The 24,488-nt window shown below is 41.4% G+C and carries 26 protein-coding genes, 2 pseudogenes and 1 riboswitch; of the genes and pseudogenes, 18 read left to right on the top strand and 10 right to left on the bottom strand.

The annotated features are described in order from the left end of the window. Positions 1-175 precede the first annotated feature (175 nt). A pseudogene (locus tag AACX33_RS03980) lies at positions 176-1,537 on the bottom strand (site-specific integrase); the annotation flags it as partial. A 227-nt stretch (positions 1,538-1,764) separates the two neighbouring features. Between AACX33_RS03980 and AACX33_RS03975 the strand changes: the two are divergent. The 12 genes and pseudogenes from AACX33_RS03975 to AACX33_RS03920 all read left to right on the top strand — a co-directional run. Then, a pseudogene (locus tag AACX33_RS03975) lies at positions 1,765-1,926 on the top strand (nitrogenase molybdenum-iron protein alpha chain); the annotation flags it as partial. A gap of 188 nt (positions 1,927-2,114) precedes the next feature. Further along, positions 2,115-3,650, top strand: a complete 1,536-nt coding sequence (gene nifK, locus AACX33_RS03970; RefSeq protein ID WP_193999545.1) for a nitrogenase molybdenum-iron protein subunit beta — start codon at positions 2,115-2,117, stop codon at positions 3,648-3,650. Positions 3,651-3,917: 267 nt separating this feature from the next. Further along, the gene (locus AACX33_RS03965) at positions 3,918-4,247 is read left to right on the top strand and encodes a Mo-dependent nitrogenase C-terminal domain-containing protein (RefSeq protein ID WP_193999543.1); all 330 of its coding nucleotides are present in this window, start codon (positions 3,918-3,920) and stop codon (positions 4,245-4,247) included. A gap of 199 nt (positions 4,248-4,446) precedes the next feature. Continuing rightward, positions 4,447-5,826: a nitrogenase iron-molybdenum cofactor biosynthesis protein NifE gene (gene nifE, locus AACX33_RS03960; protein ID WP_193999541.1), complete on the top strand. Its 1,380-nt coding sequence runs from the start codon at positions 4,447-4,449 to the stop codon at positions 5,824-5,826. A gap of 140 nt (positions 5,827-5,966) precedes the next feature. Next, positions 5,967-7,295: a nitrogenase iron-molybdenum cofactor biosynthesis protein NifN gene (nifN, locus tag AACX33_RS03955; protein ID WP_193999539.1), complete on the top strand. Its 1,329-nt coding sequence runs from the start codon at positions 5,967-5,969 to the stop codon at positions 7,293-7,295. 171 nt (positions 7,296-7,466) lie between these two features. After that, entirely contained in the window at positions 7,467-7,856 is a 390-nt protein-coding gene (gene nifX / locus AACX33_RS03950; protein WP_193999537.1) for a nitrogen fixation protein NifX, read from the top strand. A gap of 20 nt (positions 7,857-7,876) precedes the next feature. Beyond that, positions 7,877-8,353 (top strand): NifX-associated nitrogen fixation protein, encoded by a 477-nt coding sequence (locus AACX33_RS03945; RefSeq protein ID WP_193999535.1) that lies wholly within the window; start codon positions 7,877-7,879, stop codon positions 8,351-8,353. 222 nt (positions 8,354-8,575) lie between these two features. Continuing rightward, positions 8,576-8,794 carry a CCE_0567 family metalloprotein gene (locus AACX33_RS03940; RefSeq protein WP_193999533.1) on the top strand — a complete coding sequence of 73 codons (219 nt, stop codon included), beginning with the start codon at positions 8,576-8,578 and terminating at the stop codon, positions 8,792-8,794. Continuing rightward, positions 8,791-9,108 carry a nitrogenase-stabilizing/protective protein NifW gene (gene nifW, locus AACX33_RS03935; protein WP_193999531.1) on the top strand — a complete coding sequence of 106 codons (318 nt, stop codon included), beginning with the start codon at positions 8,791-8,793 and terminating at the stop codon, positions 9,106-9,108. Before AACX33_RS03940 ends, nifW begins: the two co-directional genes overlap by 4 nt. A gap of 10 nt (positions 9,109-9,118) precedes the next feature. Beyond that, positions 9,119-9,919, top strand: a complete 801-nt coding sequence (locus AACX33_RS03930) for a ThiF family adenylyltransferase (protein ID WP_193999529.1) — start codon at positions 9,119-9,121, stop codon at positions 9,917-9,919. A gap of 168 nt (positions 9,920-10,087) precedes the next feature. Then, a complete protein-coding gene (locus AACX33_RS03925) occupies positions 10,088-10,459 on the top strand; it encodes a HesB/IscA family protein (RefSeq protein ID WP_193999527.1) in 372 nt (123 codons plus the stop codon). A 260-nt stretch (positions 10,460-10,719) separates the two neighbouring features. Then, positions 10,720-11,019 carry a 2Fe-2S iron-sulfur cluster-binding protein gene (locus AACX33_RS03920; protein WP_193999525.1) on the top strand — a complete coding sequence of 100 codons (300 nt, stop codon included), beginning with the start codon at positions 10,720-10,722 and terminating at the stop codon, positions 11,017-11,019. 77 nt (positions 11,020-11,096) lie between these two features. Here the strand turns inward: AACX33_RS03920 and AACX33_RS03915 are convergent, their stop codons facing one another. The 3 genes from AACX33_RS03915 to AACX33_RS03905 form a co-directional block, all read right to left on the bottom strand. Continuing rightward, entirely contained in the window at positions 11,097-12,371 is a 1,275-nt protein-coding gene (locus AACX33_RS03915) for a transporter substrate-binding domain-containing protein (RefSeq protein ID WP_227788857.1), read from the bottom strand. 121 nt (positions 12,372-12,492) lie between these two features. Then, positions 12,493-13,341 carry a class I SAM-dependent methyltransferase gene (locus AACX33_RS03910; RefSeq protein WP_193999523.1) on the bottom strand — a complete coding sequence of 283 codons (849 nt, stop codon included), beginning with the start codon at positions 13,339-13,341 and terminating at the stop codon, positions 12,493-12,495. A 213-nt stretch (positions 13,342-13,554) separates the two neighbouring features. Then, positions 13,555-13,947: a DUF1636 family protein gene (locus tag AACX33_RS03905; protein WP_193999521.1), complete on the bottom strand. Its 393-nt coding sequence runs from the start codon at positions 13,945-13,947 to the stop codon at positions 13,555-13,557. 22 nt (positions 13,948-13,969) lie between these two features. Next, positions 13,970-14,177, bottom strand: a riboswitch (cobalamin riboswitch). Between the two features lie 656 nt (positions 14,178-14,833). On the opposite strand from AACX33_RS03905, the gene AACX33_RS03900 reads away from it, so the two are divergent. Genes AACX33_RS03900 through AACX33_RS03890 form a run of 3 tightly spaced genes read left to right on the top strand, consistent with a single transcriptional unit; the run spans position 14,834 to position 16,964 of the window. Next, positions 14,834-15,298, top strand: coding sequence for an ankyrin repeat domain-containing protein (locus AACX33_RS03900; RefSeq protein WP_193999519.1), 465 nt, complete (start codon positions 14,834-14,836; stop codon positions 15,296-15,298). After that, entirely contained in the window at positions 15,285-16,571 is a 1,287-nt protein-coding gene (locus AACX33_RS03895; RefSeq protein ID WP_193999517.1) for a nitroreductase family protein, read from the top strand. Before AACX33_RS03900 ends, AACX33_RS03895 begins: the two co-directional genes overlap by 14 nt. A gap of 18 nt (positions 16,572-16,589) precedes the next feature. Continuing rightward, complete coding sequence (locus AACX33_RS03890; RefSeq protein ID WP_193999515.1) at positions 16,590-16,964, top strand: hypothetical protein; 375 nt, start codon at positions 16,590-16,592, stop codon at positions 16,962-16,964. A gap of 46 nt (positions 16,965-17,010) precedes the next feature. Here the strand turns inward: AACX33_RS03890 and AACX33_RS03885 are convergent, their stop codons facing one another. Together AACX33_RS03885 and AACX33_RS03880 are read right to left on the bottom strand one after the other, a co-directional pair. After that, positions 17,011-17,478 (bottom strand): hydrogenase maturation protease, encoded by a 468-nt coding sequence (locus AACX33_RS03885; protein WP_193999577.1) that lies wholly within the window; start codon positions 17,476-17,478, stop codon positions 17,011-17,013. Between the two features lie 179 nt (positions 17,479-17,657). After that, positions 17,658-18,080 carry a hypothetical protein gene (locus AACX33_RS03880; protein ID WP_193999513.1) on the bottom strand — a complete coding sequence of 141 codons (423 nt, stop codon included), beginning with the start codon at positions 18,078-18,080 and terminating at the stop codon, positions 17,658-17,660. Between the two features lie 197 nt (positions 18,081-18,277). On the opposite strand from AACX33_RS03880, the gene AACX33_RS03875 reads away from it, so the two are divergent. Beyond that, positions 18,278-18,961 carry a DUF1294 domain-containing protein gene (locus AACX33_RS03875; RefSeq protein WP_193999511.1) on the top strand — a complete coding sequence of 228 codons (684 nt, stop codon included), beginning with the start codon at positions 18,278-18,280 and terminating at the stop codon, positions 18,959-18,961. A 139-nt stretch (positions 18,962-19,100) separates the two neighbouring features. Here AACX33_RS03875 and AACX33_RS03870 read toward each other — a convergent pair whose 3' ends face one another. The 4 genes from AACX33_RS03870 to AACX33_RS03855 all read right to left on the bottom strand — a co-directional run bounded on the left by AACX33_RS03870 (position 19,101) and on the right by AACX33_RS03855 (position 22,672). Then, the gene (locus tag AACX33_RS03870) at positions 19,101-19,520 is read right to left on the bottom strand and encodes an HNH endonuclease (RefSeq protein WP_193999508.1); all 420 of its coding nucleotides are present in this window, start codon (positions 19,518-19,520) and stop codon (positions 19,101-19,103) included. Then, entirely contained in the window at positions 19,521-19,730 is a 210-nt protein-coding gene (locus AACX33_RS03865; RefSeq protein ID WP_193999506.1) for a hypothetical protein, read from the bottom strand. It lies immediately after the preceding gene. A 133-nt stretch (positions 19,731-19,863) separates the two neighbouring features. Further along, positions 19,864-21,459, bottom strand: a complete 1,596-nt coding sequence (locus AACX33_RS03860) for a nickel-dependent hydrogenase large subunit (RefSeq protein WP_193999503.1) — start codon at positions 21,457-21,459, stop codon at positions 19,864-19,866. A 250-nt stretch (positions 21,460-21,709) separates the two neighbouring features. Next, entirely contained in the window at positions 21,710-22,672 is a 963-nt protein-coding gene (locus AACX33_RS03855) for a hydrogenase small subunit (protein WP_193999501.1), read from the bottom strand. Positions 22,673-23,217: 545 nt separating this feature from the next. Between AACX33_RS03855 and AACX33_RS03850 the strand changes: the two genes are divergently transcribed. Then, positions 23,218-24,195 (top strand): hypothetical protein, encoded by a 978-nt coding sequence (locus AACX33_RS03850; RefSeq protein WP_193999575.1) that lies wholly within the window; start codon positions 23,218-23,220, stop codon positions 24,193-24,195. A 48-nt stretch (positions 24,196-24,243) separates the two neighbouring features. Beyond that, the gene (locus AACX33_RS03845; RefSeq protein ID WP_193999499.1) at positions 24,244-24,483 is read left to right on the top strand and encodes a hypothetical protein; all 240 of its coding nucleotides are present in this window, start codon (positions 24,244-24,246) and stop codon (positions 24,481-24,483) included. Positions 24,484-24,488: the final 5 nt, after the last annotated feature.

The raw sequence follows: 24,488 nt of genomic DNA, 5'->3' as shown, positions 1-24,488 counted from the left end.
TTGCTTTGCACGCGAGGGATACTTTTGTATATAATCAAAGATACTAATCATTTAATTAGATGTTGGTAGAAGGTCAATTTTACTTTCTACCATTTTTTGTACCCAAATCATATTCCGGACGTGTCTACTATAATCCTGTGCGGCATCAGCTTTGTGAATCACCACATGAATTTACTTAACTCCGCTTATAAACCAACTCCATCCTCAACTTATCAAGCTCCATTTTCAACCTTTCATTCTCCATCATCAACCTGCCATTCTCCTCCCGAATCACCTCAGCTTCATTCCGCTTACTCAAAGCTTGATTAATCGCCAACTTCCGCATATCTAGCGAGAACCAACGCTGATAAATTTCCGTATGCACTTGCACACTATGCCCCAAATTATCTGCCGCCGCTTTAATTGGTATACCTAAAATATGCGCCCGAATCGCCCAAGCGTGACGTAAATCATAAGGTTTAAAATCTAAGCCAATTTTACGGAACCACCAACTAACTCGTTGAGTTAATGCCGTTATTTCAGCATGATTAGTATTATCCTTCTTACTAATTGCGGTTGCCAGCATCTCTAAATATTTAGGATTTCTTAAATCAAACTCCGAAATCCATTGTTTATATAACGGTAAAGCTTGTCTTTCACCAGTCTTACAATCTTTATGGACTTTCCATGTTAAATCTGCATTTTCTTGACTTAACCACCAATCAATATTAGGATTAATAAATAATTCCCGTGGACGTAAACCAAAAACGGCTAACATTCCATAAGTCCAGCGCCAAAGCTGCCAGCTATCTTTCACATTTTGATTAACTTGATTACCTCTGTTTTTTAAGTAATCTTCAAACTTAACAATTCCTGCGGCTATTTCCGTATCAGTCGGTATATTCCGGGAATTATTCTCCGGCATTTTGGAATATTGAGATAAATCAATTTCGATTTTAAATGTCTGACAAAAAGCTGCTATGGCTCTAGTGGCGTTATATTTTGCCCATTGTTTTTCAATTTTCTCAATTGAACTGATGAGATTTTCAGGTGTGGCTAAATCCTGAGCATTAGTAAATCGCTTAGTGCGGGAGAAATAATAAAAAAAAGTATGTTCGCTTTTAGTTGTGCGCTGATGAGTTTTAAAATACTCCGCTTCAAATTCTGCGAGTAACTCACCTATAGTTTTAAATTGTTTTTTAATCGCCTCATTACCTAAATATTTATCATTCCATTCAAAACTTTTTCTAGCGATTAACTTTCCTAATTCATAAGCTTCTTCTTCCGCCGTCTTGATTCCATCCAAGTTAGCGGGAATATTCAAGCTGAGATTATATTGCTTTCTCCCAGTGCCTTTTGTGTCCTTGTCTCCCGGTTTAATTGGTAACGTCGCCCGTAATTGCAGACTTCCATTTGATGCTCTCACCGTTACCTTAGCTTTTGCAGACTTCAAACGCAGATTTACTTGCTCTAACTCTAAGAGTAATTTTGTTCTCATCTGTTCTCTTTGCTGGTGTGCTTGCAGACTTCAACGAAGAAAACTGCCTTCGGTAGATGAAAATGATTAGACTTGGAAACCCGCCAAATTGAAGCTCTGTCTCCCCTCTCCGCTTGCGGGGTGGGGTGCATTGTGGCGTAATTAATTAACCGAACTTGTCTTCACCCTGATGATGTATCGCTATGATTTAGCCTATATTTAGCCTAAAAATAAATTTGTGATCAGCGAACAATGTTTATCGCTGACACTGCTTACTGCAAACATTCAGCTATTTGAAGCTATTGAAGCATCACCAGGAATACTCCGGTCCTTATCACGGTTATGATGGCTTCGCTATCTTCGCTCGTGATATGGATTTGGCACTCAACAGCCCAACTTGGGGTTTAATTGGCGCTCCCTGGAACGAAAAAGCTCAAGCTAAAAAGGCTAAGGCTAAAGTTACAGCTTAGGAAAATGGCAAAGGGATAAGTAGGGATAGCCTGGGGTTTTAGCCCCAGGGGGAGTCGGGAATTCAAGGTTCAAAATTCAAAAATTAAGAGTTTCTTTTGATTTTTGCATTCTGAGTTTTGAGTCATGTTCCCACTCCCACTACAAGATTCCTCAATCAGTAACGAACAGTAAGCTTGGAGATGTAGAAATGCCTCAGAATCCAGAAAATATTCAAGATCACGTTGAGTTATTCCACCAACCAGAATACCAACAACTATTCCAAAACAAGAAAGAATTTGAAAACGGTCACGACCCCGCAGAAGTTACACGGGTTGCAGAATGGACCAAGGGTTGGGAATATCGTGAAAAGAACTTCGCTCGTGAAGCTTTAACTGTTAACCCTGCGAAAGGCTGTCAACCTTTAGGTGCAATCTTTGCGGCTGTTGGTTTTGAAGCTACAATGCCTTTCGTTCAAGGTTCTCAAGGTTGCGTTGCTTACTTCCGTACCCACTTAACCCGTCACTACAAAGAACCATTCTCTGGTGTGTCTTCTTCAATGACTGAAGACGCTGCGGTGTTTGGTGGTCTGCAAAACATGATTGACGGTTTGGCGAACTCTTACCAACTGTACAAGCCTAAGATGATTGCTGTCTGCACAACTTGTATGGCAGAAGTAATTGGTGATGACTTACAGTCTTTCATCAACAACGCTAAGGAAGCTGGTTCAGTTCCTCAAGATTTCCCAGTTCCTTACGCTCACACTCCTAGCTTTGTTGGTTCCCACATCACTGGTTACGACAACATGATGAAGGGTATTCTTTCTAACCTGACCGCAGGTAAGAAGAAAGCTACCAGCAATGGCAAAATCAACTTCATCCCAGGTTTTGATACATACGTAGGAAACAACCGGGAAATCAAGCGCATTGCTTCCCTGTTCGGCTTTGACTACACCATTCTTGCTGACAACAGCGACTATTTAGATTCACCCAACACTGGTGAGTTTGATATGTATCCAGGTGGTACAAAGTTAGAAGATGCAGCAGATTCAATTAACGGTAAAGTTACAATTGCTCTGCAAGCATACTCTACCACCAAAACCCGTGAATACATTGAAAAAGAGTGGAAGCAACCCACTTCAGTTTCCCGTCCTTGGGGTATCAAGGGTACTGATGAGTTCTTGATGAAACTCAGCGAACTAACTGGTACAGCCATTCCCGAAGAACTAGAAATTGAACGTGGTCGTGCAGTTGATGCAATGACTGACTCTCATTCATGGATTCACGGTAAGCGCTTTGCTATCTTTGGTGAGCCAGATTTAGTTATCAGCGTAGTTGGCTTCATGTTGGAAATGGGTGCTGAACCTGTCCACATCCTGGTTAACAACTCCAACGAAGTATTTGAGAAAGAACTTCAAACTTTACTAGATTCTAGTCCTTTTGGTCAAGGCGCAACCATCTGGGGCGGTAAAGACCTATGGCATATGCGTTCCTTGTTGTTCACCGAACCCGTAGACTTGCTCATCGGTAACTCCTACGGTAAGTACCTATGGCGCGACTGTAAGGTTCCCTTCGTCAGAATTGGTTATCCTATCATGGATCGCCACCACTTACACCGCTACAGCACCATCGGCTACCAAGGTATCATCAACTTGCTCAACTGGATTGTAAATACAATCTTCGAGGAAATTGACCGCAACACCAATATTCCTTCTAAGACTGATATTTCTTACGACTTGATTCGTTAAGAATTGGTTACGCAGCGTGCTAATCAAGGGTAAGTCAGGGGAATAGGGAAGAGGCAGAGGAGCAGGGTGCAGGGTGCAGGGGGGAATAAATGGGACTCATCACAAAATGATTCTCCCTTTCTTTGTCCCCGCTCCTTCTCTGCTTCTAGAAAGTAGAGACTGGGGACTAAGAATAAATTTATTTCTCAATACCCCATTTCCAATTCCCGATACACAATCCCCAACTTACCTTCCTTTTTTTTCCAATATTGACCTGAGATATCTATTATGGAAAGTATCAATCACACTCACTCTCATCCTAATTACCATCCACCTAACAATAAAAAATCAGGCTGGTTTTCCAATCTTCTCAATCCTTTGCGTAATCGGCTGGATAAAGTTCCGGTTAAAAATTCCCGCCTTGCTCATGTAATTTGTCAGGTAATTCCTTGTTGTTGTCCCTTTGAGCGCAGTATTAGTTTATTTGGGCGAACTTTTCATATTCCACCTCTGTGTAAACTCAATCCCTTATATGACGAGTTTGTGGGAATGCGTTTTCGGGCTTTATCTTATCTTGCTGATGAGTGTGGAGAGGATGTCACGAAATACATTTGTTAGATATTTGTCTCCATTTATGACTCATTAAGCATCTGGCAAAAGTCTATTTTATGAGAACTATACCACAAATTTACACTGATAAATTATCTGCTGTAAATGTGGACTAAAGCAGATTTTTGCAGGCGGTCTATTACTCAGTGAATAGGCTAATAACTGATATTAACACTGTCGATCCAGCAAGAGAGAGAAGAGAAGAGAGATGAAAAGTACCCAAGGCAAAATCAACGAGCTGCTCAGTGAATCAGGATGTGAACACAATCAGCAAAAACAGGGCGAAAAGAAAAACAAATCTTGCACCCAACAAGCTCAACCAGGTGCGGCTCAAGGGGGCTGTGCTTTTGATGGTGCAATGATTGCCTTGGTACCTATTACTGATGCAGCTCATTTAGTCCACGGGCCGATCGCCTGTGCTGGTAATTCTTGGGGTAGTCGTGGTAGTCTCTCCTCTGGGCCTTTACTCTACAAAACTGGCTTTACTACCGATTTGAGTGAGAATGATGTGATTTTCGGGGGTGAAAAGAAGCTCTATCAGGCAATTCTGCAACTTAGCGATCGCTACAAACCACCAGCAATTTTCGTCTATGCTACCTGTGTAACAGCGCTGATTGGCGATGATATGGATGCTGTGTGCAAGGCTGCAACTGAGAAAACTGGTATTCCTGTGATTCCGGTGATTGCTCCGGGCTTTATTGGTAGTAAAAATCTGGGTAACCGCTTTGGTGGTGAAGCGTTGCTGGAATATGTAGTTGGTACAGCAGAACCAGAAACAACTACGCCTTATGATATTAACTTGATAGGTGAATACAACATCGCCGGAGAAATGTGGGGAGTCACTCCACTGTTAGAAAAATTAGGCATTCGGGTTTTATCTAAAATTACGGGTGATGCTCGTTTCAATGATATTCGTTATGCCCATCGTGCCAAGCTGAATGTGATGATCTGCTCACGCGCTTTGCTCAATATGGCCAGGAAAATGGAGGAACGCTACAACATTCCTTACATTGAAGAGTCTTTCTATGGCATCGATGATATGAATCGTTGTCTACGAAATATTGCTGCTAAGTTGGGTGATGCGGATTTGCAGGAACGCACAGAAAAGCTAATTGCTGAAGAAACTGCGGCTCTTGATTTGGCTTTGGCTCCCTATCGCGCTCGACTTAAAGGTAAGCGGGTTGTCTTGTATACCGGCGGTGTTAAGAGTTGGTCGATTATCTCGGCGGCGAAGGATTTGGGGATTGAAGTTGTTGCTACCAGTACGAGAAAAAGCACTGAGGAAGATAAAGCCCGGATTAAGAAGTTGATTGGTAACGATGGCATTATGATGGAGAAGGGTAACGCTCAGGAGTTGTTACGGCTGGTGAAGGAAACTGGCGCTGATATGTTGATTGCTGGTGGTCGTAACCAATATACTGCTCTGAAGGCTCGGATTCCTTTTCTGGATATTAATCAAGAACGTCACCATCCTTATGCTGGTTATTCGGGGATGGTTGAAATGGCACGAGAATTGTATGAGGCTCTTTATAGTCCTATTTGGGAACAAATACGTAAGCCTGCGCCTTGGGAAGAGTTGGAGGGATGATTTGGCTGATGTTCTCCCGACGATGCGATGAATCAATGAAGTTAGGGAAAAACGAACCACAGAGGCACAGAGTTCACAGAGGAATGAGGGTTTGAGAGGTTTTTGCGTAGATCCAATGAATGCAATTTGGTATTAATATAATGGCGATTGTTAATCTTCCCAATAAACCACTGACTGTTAATCCTCTGAAGCAAAGCCAAGCTTTGGGTGCGTCTTTAGCCTTTTTGGGGTTGAAGGGGATGATTCCTCTGTTCCACGGTTCCCAAGGTTGTACGGCCTTCGCTAAAGTTGTGCTTGTACGGCATTTTCGGGAAGCTATTCCCCTAGCCACTACAGCCATGACTGAAGTTTCTACTATTTTGGGTGGCGAGGAGAATGTGGAACAGGCAATTCTTACCTTAGTGGAAAAGGTGCAGCCGGAAATTATTGGTCTATGTAGTACGGGGCTGACGGAAACTAGAGGAGATGATCTGGAACGTTTTCTGAAGGATATCCGCGATCGCCATCCGGAATTAGATCATTTACCGATTGTATTTGCTCCTACCCCAGATTTCAAGGGAGCGCTGCAAGATGGTTTTGCTGCGGCTGTGGAAAGTATCGTTAGGGAAATCCCCAAGGCTGGTGGAATTAGAACCGAACAGGTGACGATTTTGGCGGGTTCTTCTCTGACACCAGGGGATGTGCAGGAAATCAAGGAAATGGTGACTGCTTTTGGCTTAGTGCCAATTATTGTCCCTGATCTTGGTGCTTCCCTCGATGGTCATTTAGAAGATGGTTATAGTTCGGTTACAGCTAGTGGCACAACCATAAAACAGCTACGAGACATAGGTAGCTCCGCCTTTACCATCGCTTTGGGCGAAAGTATGCGAGAAGCCGCCAAAATCCTGGAGGAGCGCTTTAACATACCTTACGAGGTGTTTGGTGAACTGACTGGATTGGATGCTGTGGATGAGTTTCTGCAAGCATTGGCGATTCTGAGTAGTAATAGCGTTCCCGAAAAATACCGCCGTCAACGTCGCCAGCTACAAGATGCGATGCTTGATACTCATTTTTATTTTGGTGCAAAACGAGTGTCTTTGGCGTTGGAACCTGATTTATTATGGTCAACGGTGAACTTTTTGCAATCGATGGGGACTCAAATTCATGCAGTGGTGACTACGACGCGATCGCCACTATTGGAAAAACTCCCGGTTAAAAGCGTCACCATCGGCGACTTAGATGACTTTGAGCAACTATCAGCTGGTTCTGATTTACTCATTGGTAATTCTAACGTAGGTGCGATCGCCAAACGTCTCTCGATTCCTATGTATCGTTTGGGTATTCCCATATACGACCGTTTGGGTAATGGATACTTCACGAAAGTTGGATATCGAGGCACAATGGAGCTTTTATTTGGCATCGGGAACCTATTTTTAGAAGCCGAAGAAGAGAGAGTTAAACATTTATGGGAATTGGTATCTGAGGAATAAGAATTTGTTTCGCGCATTCGCCGTTAGGCGTTCCCGCAGGGTAGGCGCAAAGACGCAAAGAAGAAGAAAGGTGATTTTGGCATTTTGTACTCTGATTCACCAATACAGATTCTTCCTCAATACTCAAGACCTCTCATATCCAATATCCGATCCTTAATTCAGGACAAGAGAATGAAAATAGCCTTTACCACAAGTGACCGGATTCATATTAATGCTCACTTCGGATGGGCGAGAGAAATTGATGTTTACGAAATCTCCGACGAGGGATATGAATTTCTCGAAACCCTGAAATTTGACGGTGACTTAAAAGAAGATGGTAACGAAGATAAAATCAATCCTAAACTTGATGCTTTAGTTGATTGTACCATCGTTTATGTGACAGCAATTGGTGGTAGTGCCGCAGCTCGCTTAATTAAGAAAGGCGTTACCCCAGTCAAAGCTAAATCAGAGGAAGAGGAAATTAGTGAAGTCCTCGATAAACTCGTCAAAACCCTCAAAGGTAATCCTCCACCTTGGTTACGTAAAGCTTTAAGACAAACCACTCCAAACTTTGTAGACTAATCTCAAGTTGAAGCAACGGTATGAGTACAAACAATAATGTGAACGGAAGCACCGATACAGTAGTCTTGAACTCCCCTTTTCTCAAGACATTAGTCCAACAAATTCGGGGACAAGATACTTACGGAGTTTATCGTAATTGGTCAGATGAATTAATCCTCAAACCCTTTGTTATTACCAAACAAAAGAAACGCGAAATTTCAATTGAGGGTGAAGTTGACCCGATTACTCAGGCGCGGATTATGGCATTTTTCCGGGCTGTAGCCGCTGCTATTGAACAAGAAACAGGTCTAATCTCTCAGGTCGTCATTGACTTGAGCCATGAAGGATTCGGCTGGGCGCTGGTTTTTTCTAGTCGTCTTTTGCTAACTGTAAAAACCTTACGTGATGCTCATCGCTTTGGTTTTGACTCAATGGAAAAATTAGCAGAAGAAGGCGAAAACTATGTCAAAAAAGGTGTTGACTTAGCCAAGAGATTTCCTGAAGTCGGCAACCTTTAAGACTGCCTAAAAACTTGATTTAACTTTGTGTCTTAGTGTCTTTGTGTTTTCAACCATTAGGCACTAGTACAAGTTGGCGTAAATAAACAGACCATTCAAAATCCATGAAAAGCCCATTTTATAAGCTTTTTGACTTTTGACTTTTGACTTTTGACTTCCGCCTTGCGGTACTAGACACAAAAGTGTTTGTTTTTTGCTCAACTTAATCATCAGGAGTAATAAATGGCGCAATTGAGCGAAACAAGTATTGAAGAAATCAAAACCAAAATTAAGCGGCTCAATAGTAAAGCTGGTCAAATGAAGATGGATCTGCATGATTTAGCAGAAGGTCTGCCCACAGATTACAAAACCCTGATGGATGTGGCGGCGGCGACTTATAAAATCTATCAACAGCTAGATGAGCTTAAGCAACAGCTAAAAACAATGGAGAATGATCAATGACTGGAACTATGAATGAATTCAAAAAGCTTGTAGATGCAGAAGAATTTTTTCAGTTCTTCAATTTGCCCTACGACAAAGAAAATGTCAATGTCAATCGTCTGCATATTTTGAAGAAGTTTTCGCAATTTATGGCAGAAGTTGATGATAATGCTCATGGTTTAACTTCAGCAGAAATACTCACTCAATATTCGTTAGCTTTGCAAAAAGCTCATGATCTTTTCCTAAAATCAACAGCTTATGAAGAAAAGCTGTTCAAAGTGTTTAATGACAAGCCGAAGAATGTAGTTACGCTGACAGAAATCACTTCTGATTAGGAGGTAAAAAGTGATCAACCTAACGCCTACCGAATTAGAACGCTATAGTCGCCAAATGATGCTGCCAAACTTTGGCGAACTAGCTCAAAAACGTCTGAAGTCAGCGACAGTTATGGTTTCAGGTGTGGGGGGATTAGGTGGTACGGCGGCGCTTTACTTAGCAGTAGCGGGCGTTGGGCGACTAATCTTAGTCCGGGGTGGTGACTTGCGATTGGATGACATGAACCGTCAGATTTTAATGACTGATGATTGGGTAGGTAAACCCAGGGTATTCAAAGCTAAAGAAACTCTGGAAGCTATCAATCCTGATATCAAAGTTGATGTAGTTCATGATTATGTCACTGCGGAAAATGTAGACTCCTTAGTGCAATCGGCTGATATGGCCTTGGATTGCGCCCACAATTTTACGGAACGCGACTTGCTGAATGCAGCTTGTGTGCGTTGGCGTAAACCGATGGTGGAGGCTGCAATGGACGGGATGGAGGCTTACCTAACTACAATTATTCCGGGTGTGACTCCTTGTTTATCCTGTCTGTTTCCAGAAAAGCCTGAGTGGGATAGACGTGCTTTTTCTGTTCTGGGCGCTGTATCTGGGACACTAGCTTGTCTAACAGCGTTGGAGGCGATTAAGCTGATCACTGGGTTCAGTCAACCTCTGTTATCGCAATTGCTGACAATTGACTTGAATCGGATGGAATTTGCCAAGCGCCGTTCTCAACGCGATCGCGCTTGTCCTGTATGTGGTAACACTGCACCCTGGAGATACGGACAACCTCCATCCCTGGAACCTACAAGCAATTGTACAAAGTAGTCATTAGTCAATCAATTTTAGATTTTAGATTTTAGATTTTGGATTAAACTGCAATCTAAAATCGCAAGTTCAAAATCAAAAATTCTTTGGTTATTGGTTATTAGACAACGGACAAAACACTATCACCTGCCTTCCATAAAACTTCATCGCGACAAATCAGGAGACGTAATGGCTGTTAGTCTAACAGAAAAAGCAGAGTTTCGTCTGCGGGCATTTATTAGAGGTTCTGCCTCTGACAATAATGACGCTTCAAAAGGCATCCGGATATCTGTAAAAGATGGTGGTTGCAATGGCTATGAATATGGCATTGATGTCACTAGCAAACCACAACCAGATGATTTGGTAATTCAACAAGGTAATGTGTTGATTTATGTTGATGCTAAAAGTGCGCCGTTATTGGACGGGGTTGTGGTCGATTTTGTAGAAGGGGTAATGGAAAGTGGCTTTAAGTTCACTAACCCTAATGCAAGTGATACCTGCGGTTGCGGAAAATCATTCAAAACCGATGATGGCACACCCACTGGTGTACCTTGCAGCTAGTACCGCTGTGAATTCGTAATTCGTAATTGAGCCTTCAAAGCTGACCCTAGAAATCATGGACACTTGCTAATCTACGGGTTTGGAAAAAGCGCAAGTTGGTGAAACCGATACCACTTATCATTACTTACAGCCGGAGGAACCCCATCAATGCAGTGTCCTCTTCCGCGCTGTTTCTGGAAGTTTGGAGTTCACTAGGTAACAGAAACTCACAAACTGAGCAAAATCAATTTCATCGTATAACTTTTGAGGAGAATCGGAAAATGGCAAGCTATCAAGTTAGATTAATCAACAAAAAGCAAGAACTCGACTCCACAATTGAAATCGATGAAGAAAGTACCATTTTGGAAGGAGCCGAAGAAAATGGTATTGAGTTGCCTTTCTCTTGTCATTCAGGTTCTTGCTCTAGTTGTGTAGGAAAAGTTGTTGAAGGTGAAGTTGATCAATCTGATCAAATCTTTTTAGATGACGAGCAAATGTCTAAAGGATTCGCTCTACTTTGCGTTACTTATCCCCGTTCTAATTGCACAATTAAAACTCACCAAGAACCATATCTTGTGTAGAGTATTGCTTTGAACTCTCAGAAGGTTTAGATCCCCGATTTCTTGAAGAATTCGGGGATCTTTTTCATCTAGGATTACTAGATTGCAGAATTTTGAGAATTGTCTGGACTATTACTAAGCCAGCGAGAAGAAATGTCTTCCAAAGTGCCATTTTCCGACATCTTTCGCAATTCAATGTTGAGGTCTTTGGTTAAAGGACTATCGATGGGTAAGACAAACCCATAAAGCTCAGTTCCCAGAGACAAGTTAGTTAATTTTAAATTCAGTTCGGGATTTTGCGTGAGGTAATATTCCATAGCGGGACGGTCGAAAACTACTGCATCTGCTTTTTGATCAGACAATTTTTGTACGGCTTCTGCCAAATTTGCCACTTTTTGCACTCGACTACTATAGTTCTGCACAACTTCAGCACTAGATGAGCCTTCAACAGTCGTTAACCTAGCATCTTTTAAGCTTGAGGGATTGGTAAATTGTTCAGTAGAATCACCGGATAAGGCGATGGTTATGGCTGAAGCAAGTCCGGCTGTCAGTGAAGAAACTGTGACTAGAGCTAATACCATCCAAGTCCCGGCGATGAAACGACCGAGACGGGTAACCGGTGCGCGATCGCCATATCCCACTGTAGTCAATGTTACAAGTGCAAACCACATCCCATTACCCACTCCCTGGAAGTAATTTTTCGGGAATTGCTCGCTATTTTTATTTCGTTCCGCCAACCAAACCAAATTCCCCACCACGAACATCAGGATAACTAATACGCCCACGGAAGTTAAAACCGCAGTCTCAAAAAAAGGTTTTACCCGACTCCAAATACTGGGATCATCTGCTGCTGTTAAGACAGCAATTTCTGTAGAAAAATAGGGTTGGGTAAAGTCAACTTTTTCTAGGCGCTGGGCTGTAATTGTGATGGGGCCAATCAACAAATCCAATTCTCCCTGATTCACAACTTCTAGGGCATTGGCAACGCTGGATTGCGGTATTAATTCATACTCTATATTTTGAGAGCGAGCCACTTCTGCCCAGACTTCCACACTAATGCCATTCGTGTCTGTATCTTTGCGAACTACAAAAGGAGCAGAACCAGCCACACCCACTCGCAACGGCGCACCTGAAGCTAAAGTTGGGATAGAAATAACTAAAGCGACAGCTACCCCAGTCAAGCAATTATAGTTGGCTGCTAAACCCTGGCGGACGCGAAAAATAGATGCAGACAAAATCCTATGCAGTGGCTGTGAATGTAGGAAGTGGCGGAAATTCATGAGTGGTTGACTCCTGATATACTTGTGCGATCGCTGACTAAAAAAGGTGATGTTATTTCCTAAACAATGTCTGGATGATAACTCTTGAGCCACCGCATCTTCAAGCTGACCGCCAATATTAAATCAATTTTCAACAAACATATTTTAAAATTTTTCCTAGACTTGATGCGTAATATCTCTTGTACAGACGCGATAAATCGTGTCTCAGCAACTTTTATAACTGCCAGAGTTGAATTTGATAACAAAGATGACTGTCAAAAATCTGTCGTGCAGCTAGACCCTCAGTAATTGGTTGATCCAGCCAACGTTTAAAAGCCCAACTTCCTATTGTATGTACAGGTGGAACTGCTATCTTGACAACATCAGCAATATATTTAAATGTGGTCAGTCCAAATGTCCGAAAATTACTCAGACACAAATCAATTGTTGGTGCAATAGATTGAGAAATATCTTCGGATTTGATTAATTTAAATCCTGTCTTCTCTAAAGCTGCTTGAAGTTCATGAGCAATATGACAATTAGAAAAAATGCCCTCTTTGTATTCGGCATCAAGGCGCATCATATCTGCTATGAGTAAGTAACTACCATTATTAAGTAAACGCGCTGCACCTTCAGCTAAATCTTCCACCGCCATATATTGGCTACTTTCACTGAAGAGAACTAAATCATAGGAATGTGAAGTCTGAAAATCTTCAAATGTCGTTAAGTAGAAAGGTATTTTACCGTTAGTATTTTGAATAAATTTCTCTTTTTGGATTGCATCGGGTGCTAGTCCTTCAACACTCAGACCACGTTCCCAAAGAGATTTGGCATTACCACCAATACCACAGCCTACATCCAGTACGGTTTGAATTCCTTCGGGGATGAAACTAAAAAGTTTCGCTGCATAGGCTTCTTGCGCCTCACGCAGGTCAGTTAAAGTCAATTCTTCTCCAATAGTTGGGATTGCTTCCCAATAACCGTAATGTAGATAGGAAGAACCTGTGAGTCCCATATAGTAATCTATGGCTGCATTTTGGTAGCGTGTGGCTTTGGAAATCTTAATTGACTTTGGTTTTTGCATTGAGGGTTAAGGTCAGGTTGGCGAAGGTACTGGTATTTAATCACATTATTTGGATGAAATACTAAATTTCGCTGGCTGTCCTACGCACCAGGCGCAAAGAGCTAGATTGAAGAAAGAGATCGCATCTGAATGTAAATAAGATTGCGATCGCCAAAATCCGTTTCAAATTCGGTATTGTTAGTTACATGATTTTCTTTCAGTGGATTTTATCAGTCAGGGAGTGGGTACTGCTGGAATACGTGCCAAAATTCCTTTTTTGAGTGGTTCTGGACGTTCACTCCACGGTAATAAACCTTCTGGATGAGCATGATATTTACCTGCACACTCGAATACTCCAGCCACATCTGCGGGTGATAACTCAGGCGAAATGTCACCAAACAGATATGTAGATTTACCATGTGCAGCAAAGGATACCACACAAGAGCGATCGCAAGCGCTCATGCAGTTCACTGGTTGAATCACAAATTCTGTGTTCAATTCCCAATTGGGATAATGTGCTTCCAAGTGTTTCAGAAATTTTTCTCCACCACTTTCACCAACACGCTTCCCACCTTCCCACTTACTCGCACAAGTGGTACAAACAAATATTGTATGTTGTGCTGTCATCTATACCTCGTAGATTTTAGCTAAAGTTACTTTTTTATCGGCGGGTATTCTGACTTACGTAATTTTAAATTTTAAATTTAGGATTTGGGAATGTCTGATGCCATCTTCATATCTCAAAATAAAAATCTAAAATCTGTTTACAGCTGCGGGACAGCGCCGGAATTACACCGAACTTTCCCCGTTACCTCTAATAGCTAATTTCTACTAGAACCGGATATATGAAAATCTATCATACTTTCGTCAAATTTAAATCAAATCTTGTATAAATTTAACAGATAGTTTCTATTGACAGATAATAGTTAAATTGTTACTCGCTTAAATTTTCAACCATTCATGTAGCCGAAGACTTCCCCAAAGGTATTATCTTGACAAAGGTTTTGGAAAAAGCATATTCAATTTCGGTCGATGTCCAATAGCTGATTTTTCTTAAATGACTGTAGCTTTGGCTGCATTTTTAGGTTTTATTTCGCTAATTAACCCCAATATGTCTTGGGATCTTTATAAATGATTCATAATTTAAAATTATCAGAGTGATAATATATAAGTAAGCTAAATAGTTGCTAGTGAACCTAAACTTCCACAAAAAGCGATACAAGGCTATTTTAGACATTTCTCTCTTAATTCTGGTTCAGTTAAAAATTACGCAGCACCTCAGATAGATTCAATCATAAAATGACTGAAATCTGCGTGAACATTGTCCTAATATTAACCTGTTTTATTCAGGTATCAAATAAATGCCAGACTTTTGTCAAGGGGTGTTTAAAGCTATTAACTAGCTAGAGTTTAAACGACTCTAATCATTAGGAATGTATGTTTAGCTGAAGAATGCTAGGTATAACCTATTATTCACCTTTCTGAGTCCATCTAGAAATATTAAGGATTAGTCATGAATCAGATCAAAAAGCAAAAATTGAGTGAAGTCACCAAGCAATGGATGATAGCAAAAGGCTACAATCCCCAAAACTTGAATCAAGCAGGTGAAAATGGCGATACGGCTTTGATGAAAGCAACTAGAGAGGGAGTTTATGCAGTTGTCAAAGAACTCATTGATTTGGGCGCGAATATTAATGCTAAAAATAATGATAATAATAATGCTTTATGGTTTGCTTGTTTCGGCAATCATTACGAGTTAATTAGCTTGCTGCTAGCTGCCAAAATTAACATTAATAATCAAAATGATAATGGTGCAACTGTGTTAATGTATGCAGCATCAGCAGGAAAAACAGGTGTGGCTAAATTACTTCTACAACACAACCCTAATTTGGAATTAAGAAACTTAGACGATTATCAAGCCATAGATTTTGCTAGCAATATAGAGATTTTAGGATTACTCAAAAATGCCGCAAAGTAAGAATTTAGAGACGGCGTACCACGATATCACCAAGCATTCTTACTTATCTGTACAGATTAATCCCAATTATGTAGATGCTTCCACCCAGCCAACTGCATTTAAAGTTTATCCCAAGTTTTATCGGCGGGTAAAATTAAATCTCAATAATCCCGTGCATTCTTTTATCTGGTTAACCAGTGCAGTTACTCTGGAAAAGGCATATAAAGATGTCCCTTATAAACTCCGGGTAAACCCCTCAGCAGGCGCTTTATACCCTACGGAAGTTTATGTGCAAATTCGCGGGATGTCGGGAATAATAGATGGTATATATCATCTAGAAGTTGAGAATAATTGTCTAACTCTGATTTATGAATTAATTGATGATGGCCTAGAAAGTTATATTATACCGGGTAAAAGTATCAAGGGATGCATTTTTTTAATTAGTTGTGTTTATTATAGGTCTAGCTGGAAATATCAGGATAGAAGCCTGAGATATTGCTTTTTAGATAGCGGTCATCATTTAGGTGCGATCGCAGCATCAGCTTATCTGCATAACCAAGATATACAACTGATTTTTGACTTTGATAAACTTGCTCTTAATACAGTTTTAGGCTTTGAAAATAAAGAGTTTATTACTGCTGGGATAATCTCAGGTGAAGTGCAAGAAAAGCCAGTCAGGCGTTTAAGGCTGAAGGTTCCTTTTGTCTCTGGGACAGATTATTTTGAGGCTAATGAATTTATTGAACATAGCTATGAACTAACTGCTATACAGCAGAGTTCGGCACAGCTACTAGAACAGCCACAGTTTAACTTGGACAAAGATAAATTCTATCAAGCTGTTTGGAATAGACGTTCTATTAGACGTTTCCGGAAACAGTTTATTTCTCAAGAAGACTATTTATATATCTGGCGACAAATTACACAATCAATACCAACAGAGAATTTTGAGGACATCGAAATTTACTCTGTTATACATCGAGTAGAGGGGATATCGCCGGGATTATATAAAGGTACGCATCTGCTGAAAGCGGGTAATTTCGGGGAACGAACAGGTTACTTATGTGTGAATCAAGCGATCGCGAGAGATGGCGCTGTAACTTTGTTTTTTGCATCTAACTATATCAATTATCAAACTGCTATGCAATTAGCTGGTTTTATCGGTCAAAGAATTTATTTGGTGAGTAATTATTTGGGGATTGATTGTAGTGGAATTGGTGCGTTTTACGATGATGAAACCCAAGAATTATTAGAAACCAATAAAGATATTCTCTATGGGATGGCTATTGGCAAATAACTAGGATCATAAAGAGATATGGCGAACAATAACTTTTATTTTAATAGTGATGATTCTCATCCTAAGCAGCCGACATCGGCAGATATTATCCTGCGACAACAACTAGAATATTCTATTAGTAGGTATTTTTATGACGGATGCGATCGCATCATTCAAAATCTGCTCTCTAATTGTCGCTGGTATGTCACAACTCGCGCTAATGCGATGACATTGGTAATTGAATGTCCTGATCAAGTTACTAATTGGCGGGTTTTGCGACAAATCGTGCCAATGGGAACGTTACTAAACTCCATTATCAGCAGCGCTAAAATCCGTGTTTGTCCCCCAGATAGTCAAGGTATACCCTTTGAAATGAGGGTAGATGAACTGTCTGTTTATCGTGATTGGGCGTAAGTTAATTTTGGATTTTGGATTTTGGATTTTGGATTGTTAATTAAGTCTATCTATTCTGGTTAATGAGTTTGGTTAATTGTTCAAGAACTAAATCAGCAGCAGATTTGACTATGGGACTTAATTCTAGTCCCAAATCAAGATTTGCGGCTTCAATTAGGTAAACTGTTACGTCTTGGGGAAAGTCATTGACAAATATTTTTCGTCCAGCTGCTAAAGCGTTATCCCAACGAAAATCATGTAAGTTATAACTAGATTCTGGTAAAGCTTCTAGTTCTTCTCCTGGGACTTGAAATACAGCACCAGGTTCAGAACCTGTAGAACTTGCATCAATAATTATTAATGCTTTACTACCTCTGGCTTGAAACATTACTTCCATCCCTGCGGTTCCACAGTCATAAACTCGCACATCAGGGTGGGGATTTTCGGTTAGATATTGTTGTAGGCGTTGGGCAATAATTACGCCTACAGCGTCGTCACTGCGGTTGAGGTTACCGCAACCAATGATAGTTAGCAAGAGTTTTAAAATTAGGCAATCATGAGTTGCTAAATCAGAGGCTTCGACTGATGAGACAGACAAAACCTCTGAGAGTAAAGCCTTGGCGAATAGAAGTCGAGGCTACACAGACAAAACCCAGCAACCTGGGTTTAAAATCCTTAGTAGTAGCGAATTATATTCGCCCAAAACTTTTAAAACTAAAACTTTACACCATATTTGCTAGCAATTTCTGTGAATTTTTCACACTGCTTTTGTGATGCGTCAGTTAATATCATTTCTGCTTGTTCTGGAGTATTACCCTCTTTAGGAATTAAATACTTGACATAAAGTGCGATAAAATCGGCGACAACTGCCAAACCAGATAAACCATGTTTATCAGCTTCCTTCCCCGCGATTGCAGCGACTAACCCGGCTTTAATTGGGTCTGGTTTAACTTTCATAAACTGGTCAATTAGCTTAGGAATATACTCTGCTGGTGGCAAGTTATTTAACTTACTTTGGTCTGGAGTAAAATTACAACCTGCGGCTTTTGCCTGTTCCAAAACACACCATTCTATGAATTCTTGCAGTGCGGCTTCAGGAAGGCGAGGAAGATATTTATGTAACGCTATATCAGGCACAAGCTTACCTTATAAATTTATGTTTTGTTGAAGTGCATCACGGCTAGCCTAACGCATTAGTTCTATGAATTTTAGTGTGTTACGCTACGAGTTTTTAAGAAATATTTAGACGCTCAATTTATAAAAATTGCGTTAGTGCTATTTATTGGTATAAACAGGGGCATACTATAAAGTAGGTCTATATATACGGCTTGTTCATGAAACCTGTTTTACACAAAGGGCAACTAACTACTTGGAAAGATGATAAGGGTTTTGGTTTTATACAATTCACCACTGGTAATCAAGAAGTATTTCTTCACATCAGCGCATTTAAAAATCTTAACCGTCGTCCCCAAGTTGGTGATATTATTTGTTATCAACTCGCAGTTGAACAAAACGGCAAGTTACGCGCGTGTAATGCTTCGATTGAAGGGATGATTGTATCAAAACCTATATCTCAGTCCTCATCTTCTAGCACACCTATGAATTTGAAACCCAAGCCTATGGTGAAATCTTCATCATTAGCATTCGAGACATTACTTTTATCTCTACTACCTGGCTTGGGTTCCATCCATTTTTTATTGAGTACGGGCATTCCAATTCCTCTCATCCTTTATCCTTGTATGAGTTTAATTACCTTGGCACTGTACGCTGACGATAAATCTCGTGCAAAGAAAGGACGATGGAGAGTGCAAGAAAAGACTTTACATCTATGCGAATTTATGGGTGGTTGGTTAGGTGCGTTTATTGCCCAACGCCAATTACATCACAAAAGTAGCAAAGCTTCCTATCAAGTTGAGTTTTGGATGATAGTAATTCTTCATCTTGTATTTTGGTTGGTTTGGCTACTTTTTAATAAAACATTAATAAATCTGTTTCTTGGTATTGTTTCTGGAGGGTAATTGAGTCAGTCCAAGCAATCTCTGAAGGAAGAACAATGCTAGTCAACTGGGCGCTGGTGTCTACGAAAATCGTGTTTCACTATACGAAAGATAAAAATCCTGTCATGATCTCAACCAGAAAATGCATCGTTGCTAACTTCTAAGGGAATGACGGCGGATGACGACCCAGGAATTCCTCTTCTGCCCGAATGGCCAGCATAATTTCACGATTCATTTTGAGTGTATTAATGGTTGCTCGTCCTATAGCTGTTAATCCCACAACTTTTACACCATCCCAGTGAAAGTGTTCTTTCCATACTTGTTGACGAGGGTTAAAAATTAGGACTTTTTCACCTGTTTCCGGGTCTTCAACCATTTGTCGAGCAGCTTTACGTAATGAACAGGACACACACGCCAGTGCCAAATTATTTGCTGTTGTTGTACCTCCTGCTACTACAGGAGTAATGTGATCAATATGGAATGTTGCTGCTTGACCTACTTGGGATAAACTGCAATACTCACAGTGATCAGATGCTCTTTTAATGACTAATCGACGTAAAGCAATTGGAATAGTTACCATTTATTCCTGCTCTATCATACGCTGCGATCGCAAGTGCAACAGAGATAAAAATTCTGCTAGCTCAACCAACCCTTCTGCTTCCCGTCGTTCTGCTTGGGTAAGCACTTTGCCTGCTTCTTGGCGATCCAATAGAGATTGAAGACGTTCTTGGACAGCTTGAGGAAGCTCAAAGTGAGTTAAATCAATAGGTATTTCAATGACTTTAGGCACAAAGTATATCTAGTAAAATTGTAACCACTTGTAGAACTATTGTAACTCAATGTGTGTTGTACTAAACAAACTGAAATCAAGAATTCTTGATAGCAACTATCACCAATTGCTGCTATCAAGATGTCAGCATTTTTTAAGCAGTCCGAAAACGCGCCAACTCCTCACCAGTCTTCGCATCATGGGCGTGAACAGTACACACCAAACAAGAATCAAAAGCGCGCGCCACGTGACCAACTTCCACAGGGTCGCTAGAATCGTAAATAGGTGTCCCGATTAAAGCCTCCTCAATGGGACCGCGTTTACCCTCACCGTCACGGGGTCCAATATTCCAAGTCCCAGGAGCAATCACTTGGTAATTTTTAATCTTACCGCCCTCCACCTCAACCCAATGAGACAAAGCACCCCGCGCCGCTTCCGTTGCACCCCAACCCTTACCATCTCTTTCTGTAGGCTTAATATACCAAGGGTCATTTAATTTAAACTCGCGTAAGCAGTGTTCCGCTTGGCGATATAACTTGACAAGTTCGTGAACTCGTGCTAGCTGACGCACATGAACACTAGCACCGCCCATTTGTTTGAAGACATCCAAAATAAACCCGTCGTGGTGTTGCCAGGATTCGCCGTGATTACCACCAGCTACTAACTGTCGGGCTAAAGGTCCCGCTTCCAAACGTCCGAAGTCTTTGTGTAGGACAGCACTCGACCAAGAATAGGCATTTTCAAAGTCTTTGGTATTGTTCGCAGTGGGTTTAGTAGTGCGATCGCTTGGATGAATATCTGCTGTTCCCTCATCGTACCAGGAATGTGTAGTATTCTCCCGCAGAAAAGACTGATCCATCAAAGAGTGAGTATCACTGAAGCTGTCATACACGCCACCCTTCATAATCATCGCCGCATTTCGCCCTTCCATAGTCGGCTTTTGGTATTTATCCTCATGGGCTAAATATCCCCAAGTCACATATTTACCAACACCAGCGCCATATCTATCCAAACCGATATCTAAACCCATGCGCCAATAAAAACCCAAGTCTGACTCACGATGATTGCGGTCTTCATCCAACCAGTCCATGAAATCATCATAAGTGTGGATTTGTTCGTAACGTTCCAATGAACAACCCAGCCACACTGGTTCTAACCAATTAGTCCGGAAATATTCCAGAATTGCCCAAGCGCGGGTAATGTCTGTCAGAGTCGGGGCACACATCACACCACCAGGAACCATATAACTGCTGTGAGGCCATTGTCCCCCTAATAAAGCATAGATTTCTACAGGTTTGGCAGAAATTGTCACACCAATTTCATAAGACTTGCCAGTGTAAGCCGCAAACCTGCGACAAGCTTCTTCATAGTGGCGACTGCGACGGTATTTTTTATTAGTTAAGTCAATAGCGAACAGTCCATAAAAATAGCGGGGAATACTTTGGATGGTTTCGACAATTTGACCCAAATTTCTCGCCAAAATTGCATTGCGAGGCACTTCTGTACCCCAGAGCGTATCTAATGCCCAAGATGCACTAGTTAAATGGGAACCACCGCAGATACCGCAAATCCGGGGTGTGACAATTAATCCGGCTTGGGGGTCTTTACCTCGGAGAATAATTTCAAATCCTCGAAACAGTTCCGCATGAGTCCAGGCGTTAACTACCCGCCCATCTTCAATATCTACGCGCACATCTAAATCGCCCTCGACTCTACCAACAGGCGAAATATCTAGTGTTTTAATTGTCATTCTCTCTCCTCTCTTTTAAGTAATTAGTAGGGTGCGTTACAGACATTTCTCCTCATGCACCTAAAATCAGAATTGGGGCGTTACGCTACGCGATAACACACCCTACCTGTACAGAACGGCATAATCAGACTTACGCAAAAAACCGTACTCTTCGGGAAGCTTCGCTAAGGGCTGATGCTCACGGCGAAGCCTCTCAAATTCTCATAACTCTGTGTACTCTGCGCCTCTGTGGTTCGTTTCTTCCTGACTTCTAAACCGTGAAAAAGTCTTCTTCTGCCCAAGCTGGTGCTGCGTCTTTGGCTACCATTGTCAATACGGCATAGTCTTTCTGTTTGACACCTGGCGGTAATTCCTTGGGAACCCCCATGACTGTTTGGGTTTTAAATACGGTTCCTGGCTGGAGGTCAAAGAAGGGAAATTCTGGTTCTGTACAACCTAAACAAGGCATCCCGACACGAGTTTTGGAGGAAACACGGTTCCACAAAATGCGGTTGCAGGATGAATGTGTCATGGGACCACGACAACCTAAATCATAAAATAGGCAACCTTTGCGTTGACCAAATTCCCCGGTTGATGCTTTGTAAGCAAAGTGAACGTTACGAGTACAACCTGTTTGGGTGTAGGTGTTGAAGAAGGTTTGAGGACGATGCAATTCATCTAGGGCGATGTCGGCTATGCGTCCAGTGGCGATCGCTACTAATATCTGCGTAATCCAATCGGGATGGGCGGGACATCCGGGAATGTTGATCACAGGTAAGCCGGCTTTGGAAACAAAGTCTTTGCCTAAGAAGCCGCCTTCTTGACGCTTGAGAAATTGTAACCCTTGTGATTCGCTGGGATTGGGTGACATTGCTGGGATTCCGCCCCATGTGGCACAGTCTCCCACGGCGACAATGAATTTAGCCGCTTGGGACAAATCAGTTAACCAATCTTTCATTGTGCGATCGGCAAAGCGATTCCATTCCCCAGTGCCGTTGGGGGCATTTACAACGCTGCCTTCAAAGACTAAGATATCTAGGGGTATTTTGCCCGAAACGCAATCCCAGAGGAGGGTTTGCAAGTCGTTACCCATTTCCAGTCCCAAGGATGGATGCCAAAGTACCTTGATGCCAAAGTCGGCAATCAGATCGCAGACTGTCGGTTCTTCGGCGTTGAGAAATGACATGGTGTTGCCTGAACACGCACCACCTTGCAGCCATAGTACGTTAGTCATTAGCTACACGCTTATCTATTGTTGATCATGCCAAACTAGGTGATCAGGATTGTAGAGTATCACCTGTTTTTCAATAGACATCTCCAGAAAATAATTATGCTTCTTTCAAAACCCTTGTAGAGACGTTCCATGGAACGTCTCTACATTTTTTGTGGGAGTCTCTACATTTTTGGTCGGAGATGTCTAATACTTATTCATTAATATAATCTAAGTTTTTAGATAATTATTTTTCATTAAATAAAAATTAATTATTTAAGTAAGTTGTCCGAAACCCAATTAATACTCACAATCAGCAACGCCAAAATAGCTATTCAATATTTCATGTGTTTAAAGCTGACATTAATATTGGCAATTTCCCTCTAGGATTTGAGAAATAGATTGTTCTATAGTAAAAAAATTGATTTACTCTATTGCCAGAGTATGGGGAATGATGTTTCCTAGTTTCTATCAGGGAACATAGAAGAATGGCTATGGGATTCAAAATCTGCGTAAATCCGCTTAGTTAATAAACCCACTTGATGGGTGTTGACCAACTCAAGGCAGTTATGAACCCCAGCATTACAGATTCAGCAATTCAGGCGGCGATCGCAGCTATCAAATCAGAGTCAGCGACAGCAGCAGAAAAAATCGAGATGCTGATCGAAATGGCACAAGGCTTTCATAAGCAACCTAAAACCGCTCAAGATTTGCGGAACGCAGTGGGGCTATATTACCGAGCATATCAGATGTGTGGTGAGGAGTACGCCTTATTGAAAGCTCGCGCCTTGGTGGGGATGTCAGGGACGTTACAGAGTATTCCTGATCAAGGGTCGCAACTGTTGCTGCAAGCGAAAGCAGGCTATGAAGAGGCTTTACCCATTTTACAACAATTAGCCTTGCCAGAAGAAGTTGCCGAAGCACAGATGAATTTTGGGTTGGCGTTGCAATCGCTGGTAGCATTCAATCAGGCACGGATGACGGACAGCATCAAAGCTTATCACGAGGCTTTGCAGGTATTTACCTGGGAGGATTACCCACAAGAATACGCGATTTTATACAATAATATTGCGATCGCCTACCTTTCCATGCCCATGTCATCAGAACGGGAATACTTGCGTCAAGGTTTAGCAGTGCAATCCTTTGAAGTGGCATTAAAGCATATTAACTTAATTGACCATCCCAGGGAATATGCAATGTTACAGAACAATTTGGGTAATGCGTTGCAATATTTAGTCAGTTCCCATCCTGTCGATAATAACTTACGTGCGATCGCAGCTTATGACGAAGCCTTAAAAGTGCGTTACGCCAGAGACACACCTTTAGAATATGCTAACACCATATCTAACAAAGCCAACGCCTTATTCAACTTACCAGACGACATCGAGAAGCCAGAATCGGGTAATCCTAAAAATCTCCTCAAAGCATATACCTACTATCAAGAAGCTTGGGGAATATTCACCCAAAATCAGCAAACAGCACAAGCAGAAGCCGTCGCTCAAGCCATACAAGATGTAGAAGTAGAAATGCGCGTAGGGATGGATTAACCTTAAACTTTTTACTACTCCTATCACCATATCTAGACTAACACCGACATGAAAGAATTTCTTACAACCTTAGCAACTGGTGAACTAAACATAGCAACAGAATTCGCCTGGATATTAATAGCAACAGCCTTATCTATGGTTGGTGGTGCTGTTGGTGCAATGCTATTAGCTGGAAAAGATATTGGTTATCAGTTTTCAGCCACATTGGGAGCATTATTTGGACCCGCTGGTGTAATTCCAGGATTATTCATAGGTTTTGCCTTACTAAACTTATTCACAAATTATTAGGAGGA

The organism is Nodularia sp. LEGE 04288, assembly GCF_963896525.1.
In the GTDB taxonomy this organism is placed as follows: domain Bacteria; phylum Cyanobacteriota; class Cyanobacteriia; order Cyanobacteriales; family Nostocaceae; genus Nodularia.
Note: the sequence above shows the minus strand (reverse complement) of the source record. Positions and strands in the feature narration are given on the sequence as shown.

What these genes read in the sequence shown, in the direction of transcription:
- AACX33_RS03845 (WP_193999499.1), top strand. Translation starts at nt 24,244, where the DNA reads ATGAAAGAATTTCTTACAACCTTAGCAACTGGTGAACTAAACATAGCA.
- AACX33_RS03855 (WP_193999501.1), bottom strand. Translation starts at nt 22,672, where the DNA reads ATGACTAACGTACTATGGCTGCAAGGTGGTGCGTGTTCAGGCAACACC.
- AACX33_RS03860 (WP_193999503.1), bottom strand. Translation starts at nt 21,459, where the DNA reads ATGACAATTAAAACACTAGATATTTCGCCTGTTGGTAGAGTCGAGGGC.
- nifN (WP_193999539.1), top strand. Translation starts at nt 5,967, where the DNA reads ATGGCGATTGTTAATCTTCCCAATAAACCACTGACTGTTAATCCTCTG.
- AACX33_RS03905 (WP_193999521.1), bottom strand. Translation starts at nt 13,947, where the DNA reads ATGACAGCACAACATACAATATTTGTTTGTACCACTTGTGCGAGTAAG.
- AACX33_RS03940 (WP_193999533.1), top strand. Translation starts at nt 8,576, where the DNA reads ATGGCGCAATTGAGCGAAACAAGTATTGAAGAAATCAAAACCAAAATT.
- AACX33_RS03850 (WP_193999575.1), top strand. Translation starts at nt 23,218, where the DNA reads ATGAACCCCAGCATTACAGATTCAGCAATTCAGGCGGCGATCGCAGCT.
- AACX33_RS03900 (WP_193999519.1), top strand. Translation starts at nt 14,834, where the DNA reads ATGAATCAGATCAAAAAGCAAAAATTGAGTGAAGTCACCAAGCAATGG.
- AACX33_RS03870 (WP_193999508.1), bottom strand. Translation starts at nt 19,520, where the DNA reads ATGGTAACTATTCCAATTGCTTTACGTCGATTAGTCATTAAAAGAGCA.
- AACX33_RS03875 (WP_193999511.1), top strand. Translation starts at nt 18,278, where the DNA reads ATGAAACCTGTTTTACACAAAGGGCAACTAACTACTTGGAAAGATGAT.
- nifW (WP_193999531.1), top strand. Translation starts at nt 8,791, where the DNA reads ATGACTGGAACTATGAATGAATTCAAAAAGCTTGTAGATGCAGAAGAA.
- AACX33_RS03965 (WP_193999543.1), top strand. Translation starts at nt 3,918, where the DNA reads ATGGAAAGTATCAATCACACTCACTCTCATCCTAATTACCATCCACCT.
- AACX33_RS03895 (WP_193999517.1), top strand. Translation starts at nt 15,285, where the DNA reads ATGCCGCAAAGTAAGAATTTAGAGACGGCGTACCACGATATCACCAAG.
- AACX33_RS03910 (WP_193999523.1), bottom strand. Translation starts at nt 13,341, where the DNA reads ATGCAAAAACCAAAGTCAATTAAGATTTCCAAAGCCACACGCTACCAA.
- AACX33_RS03920 (WP_193999525.1), top strand. Translation starts at nt 10,720, where the DNA reads ATGGCAAGCTATCAAGTTAGATTAATCAACAAAAAGCAAGAACTCGAC.
- AACX33_RS03945 (WP_193999535.1), top strand. Translation starts at nt 7,877, where the DNA reads ATGAGTACAAACAATAATGTGAACGGAAGCACCGATACAGTAGTCTTG.
- nifX (WP_193999537.1), top strand. Translation starts at nt 7,467, where the DNA reads ATGAAAATAGCCTTTACCACAAGTGACCGGATTCATATTAATGCTCAC.
- AACX33_RS03925 (WP_193999527.1), top strand. Translation starts at nt 10,088, where the DNA reads ATGGCTGTTAGTCTAACAGAAAAAGCAGAGTTTCGTCTGCGGGCATTT.
- AACX33_RS03890 (WP_193999515.1), top strand. Translation starts at nt 16,590, where the DNA reads ATGGCGAACAATAACTTTTATTTTAATAGTGATGATTCTCATCCTAAG.
- nifE (WP_193999541.1), top strand. Translation starts at nt 4,447, where the DNA reads ATGAAAAGTACCCAAGGCAAAATCAACGAGCTGCTCAGTGAATCAGGA.
- nifK (WP_193999545.1), top strand. Translation starts at nt 2,115, where the DNA reads ATGCCTCAGAATCCAGAAAATATTCAAGATCACGTTGAGTTATTCCAC.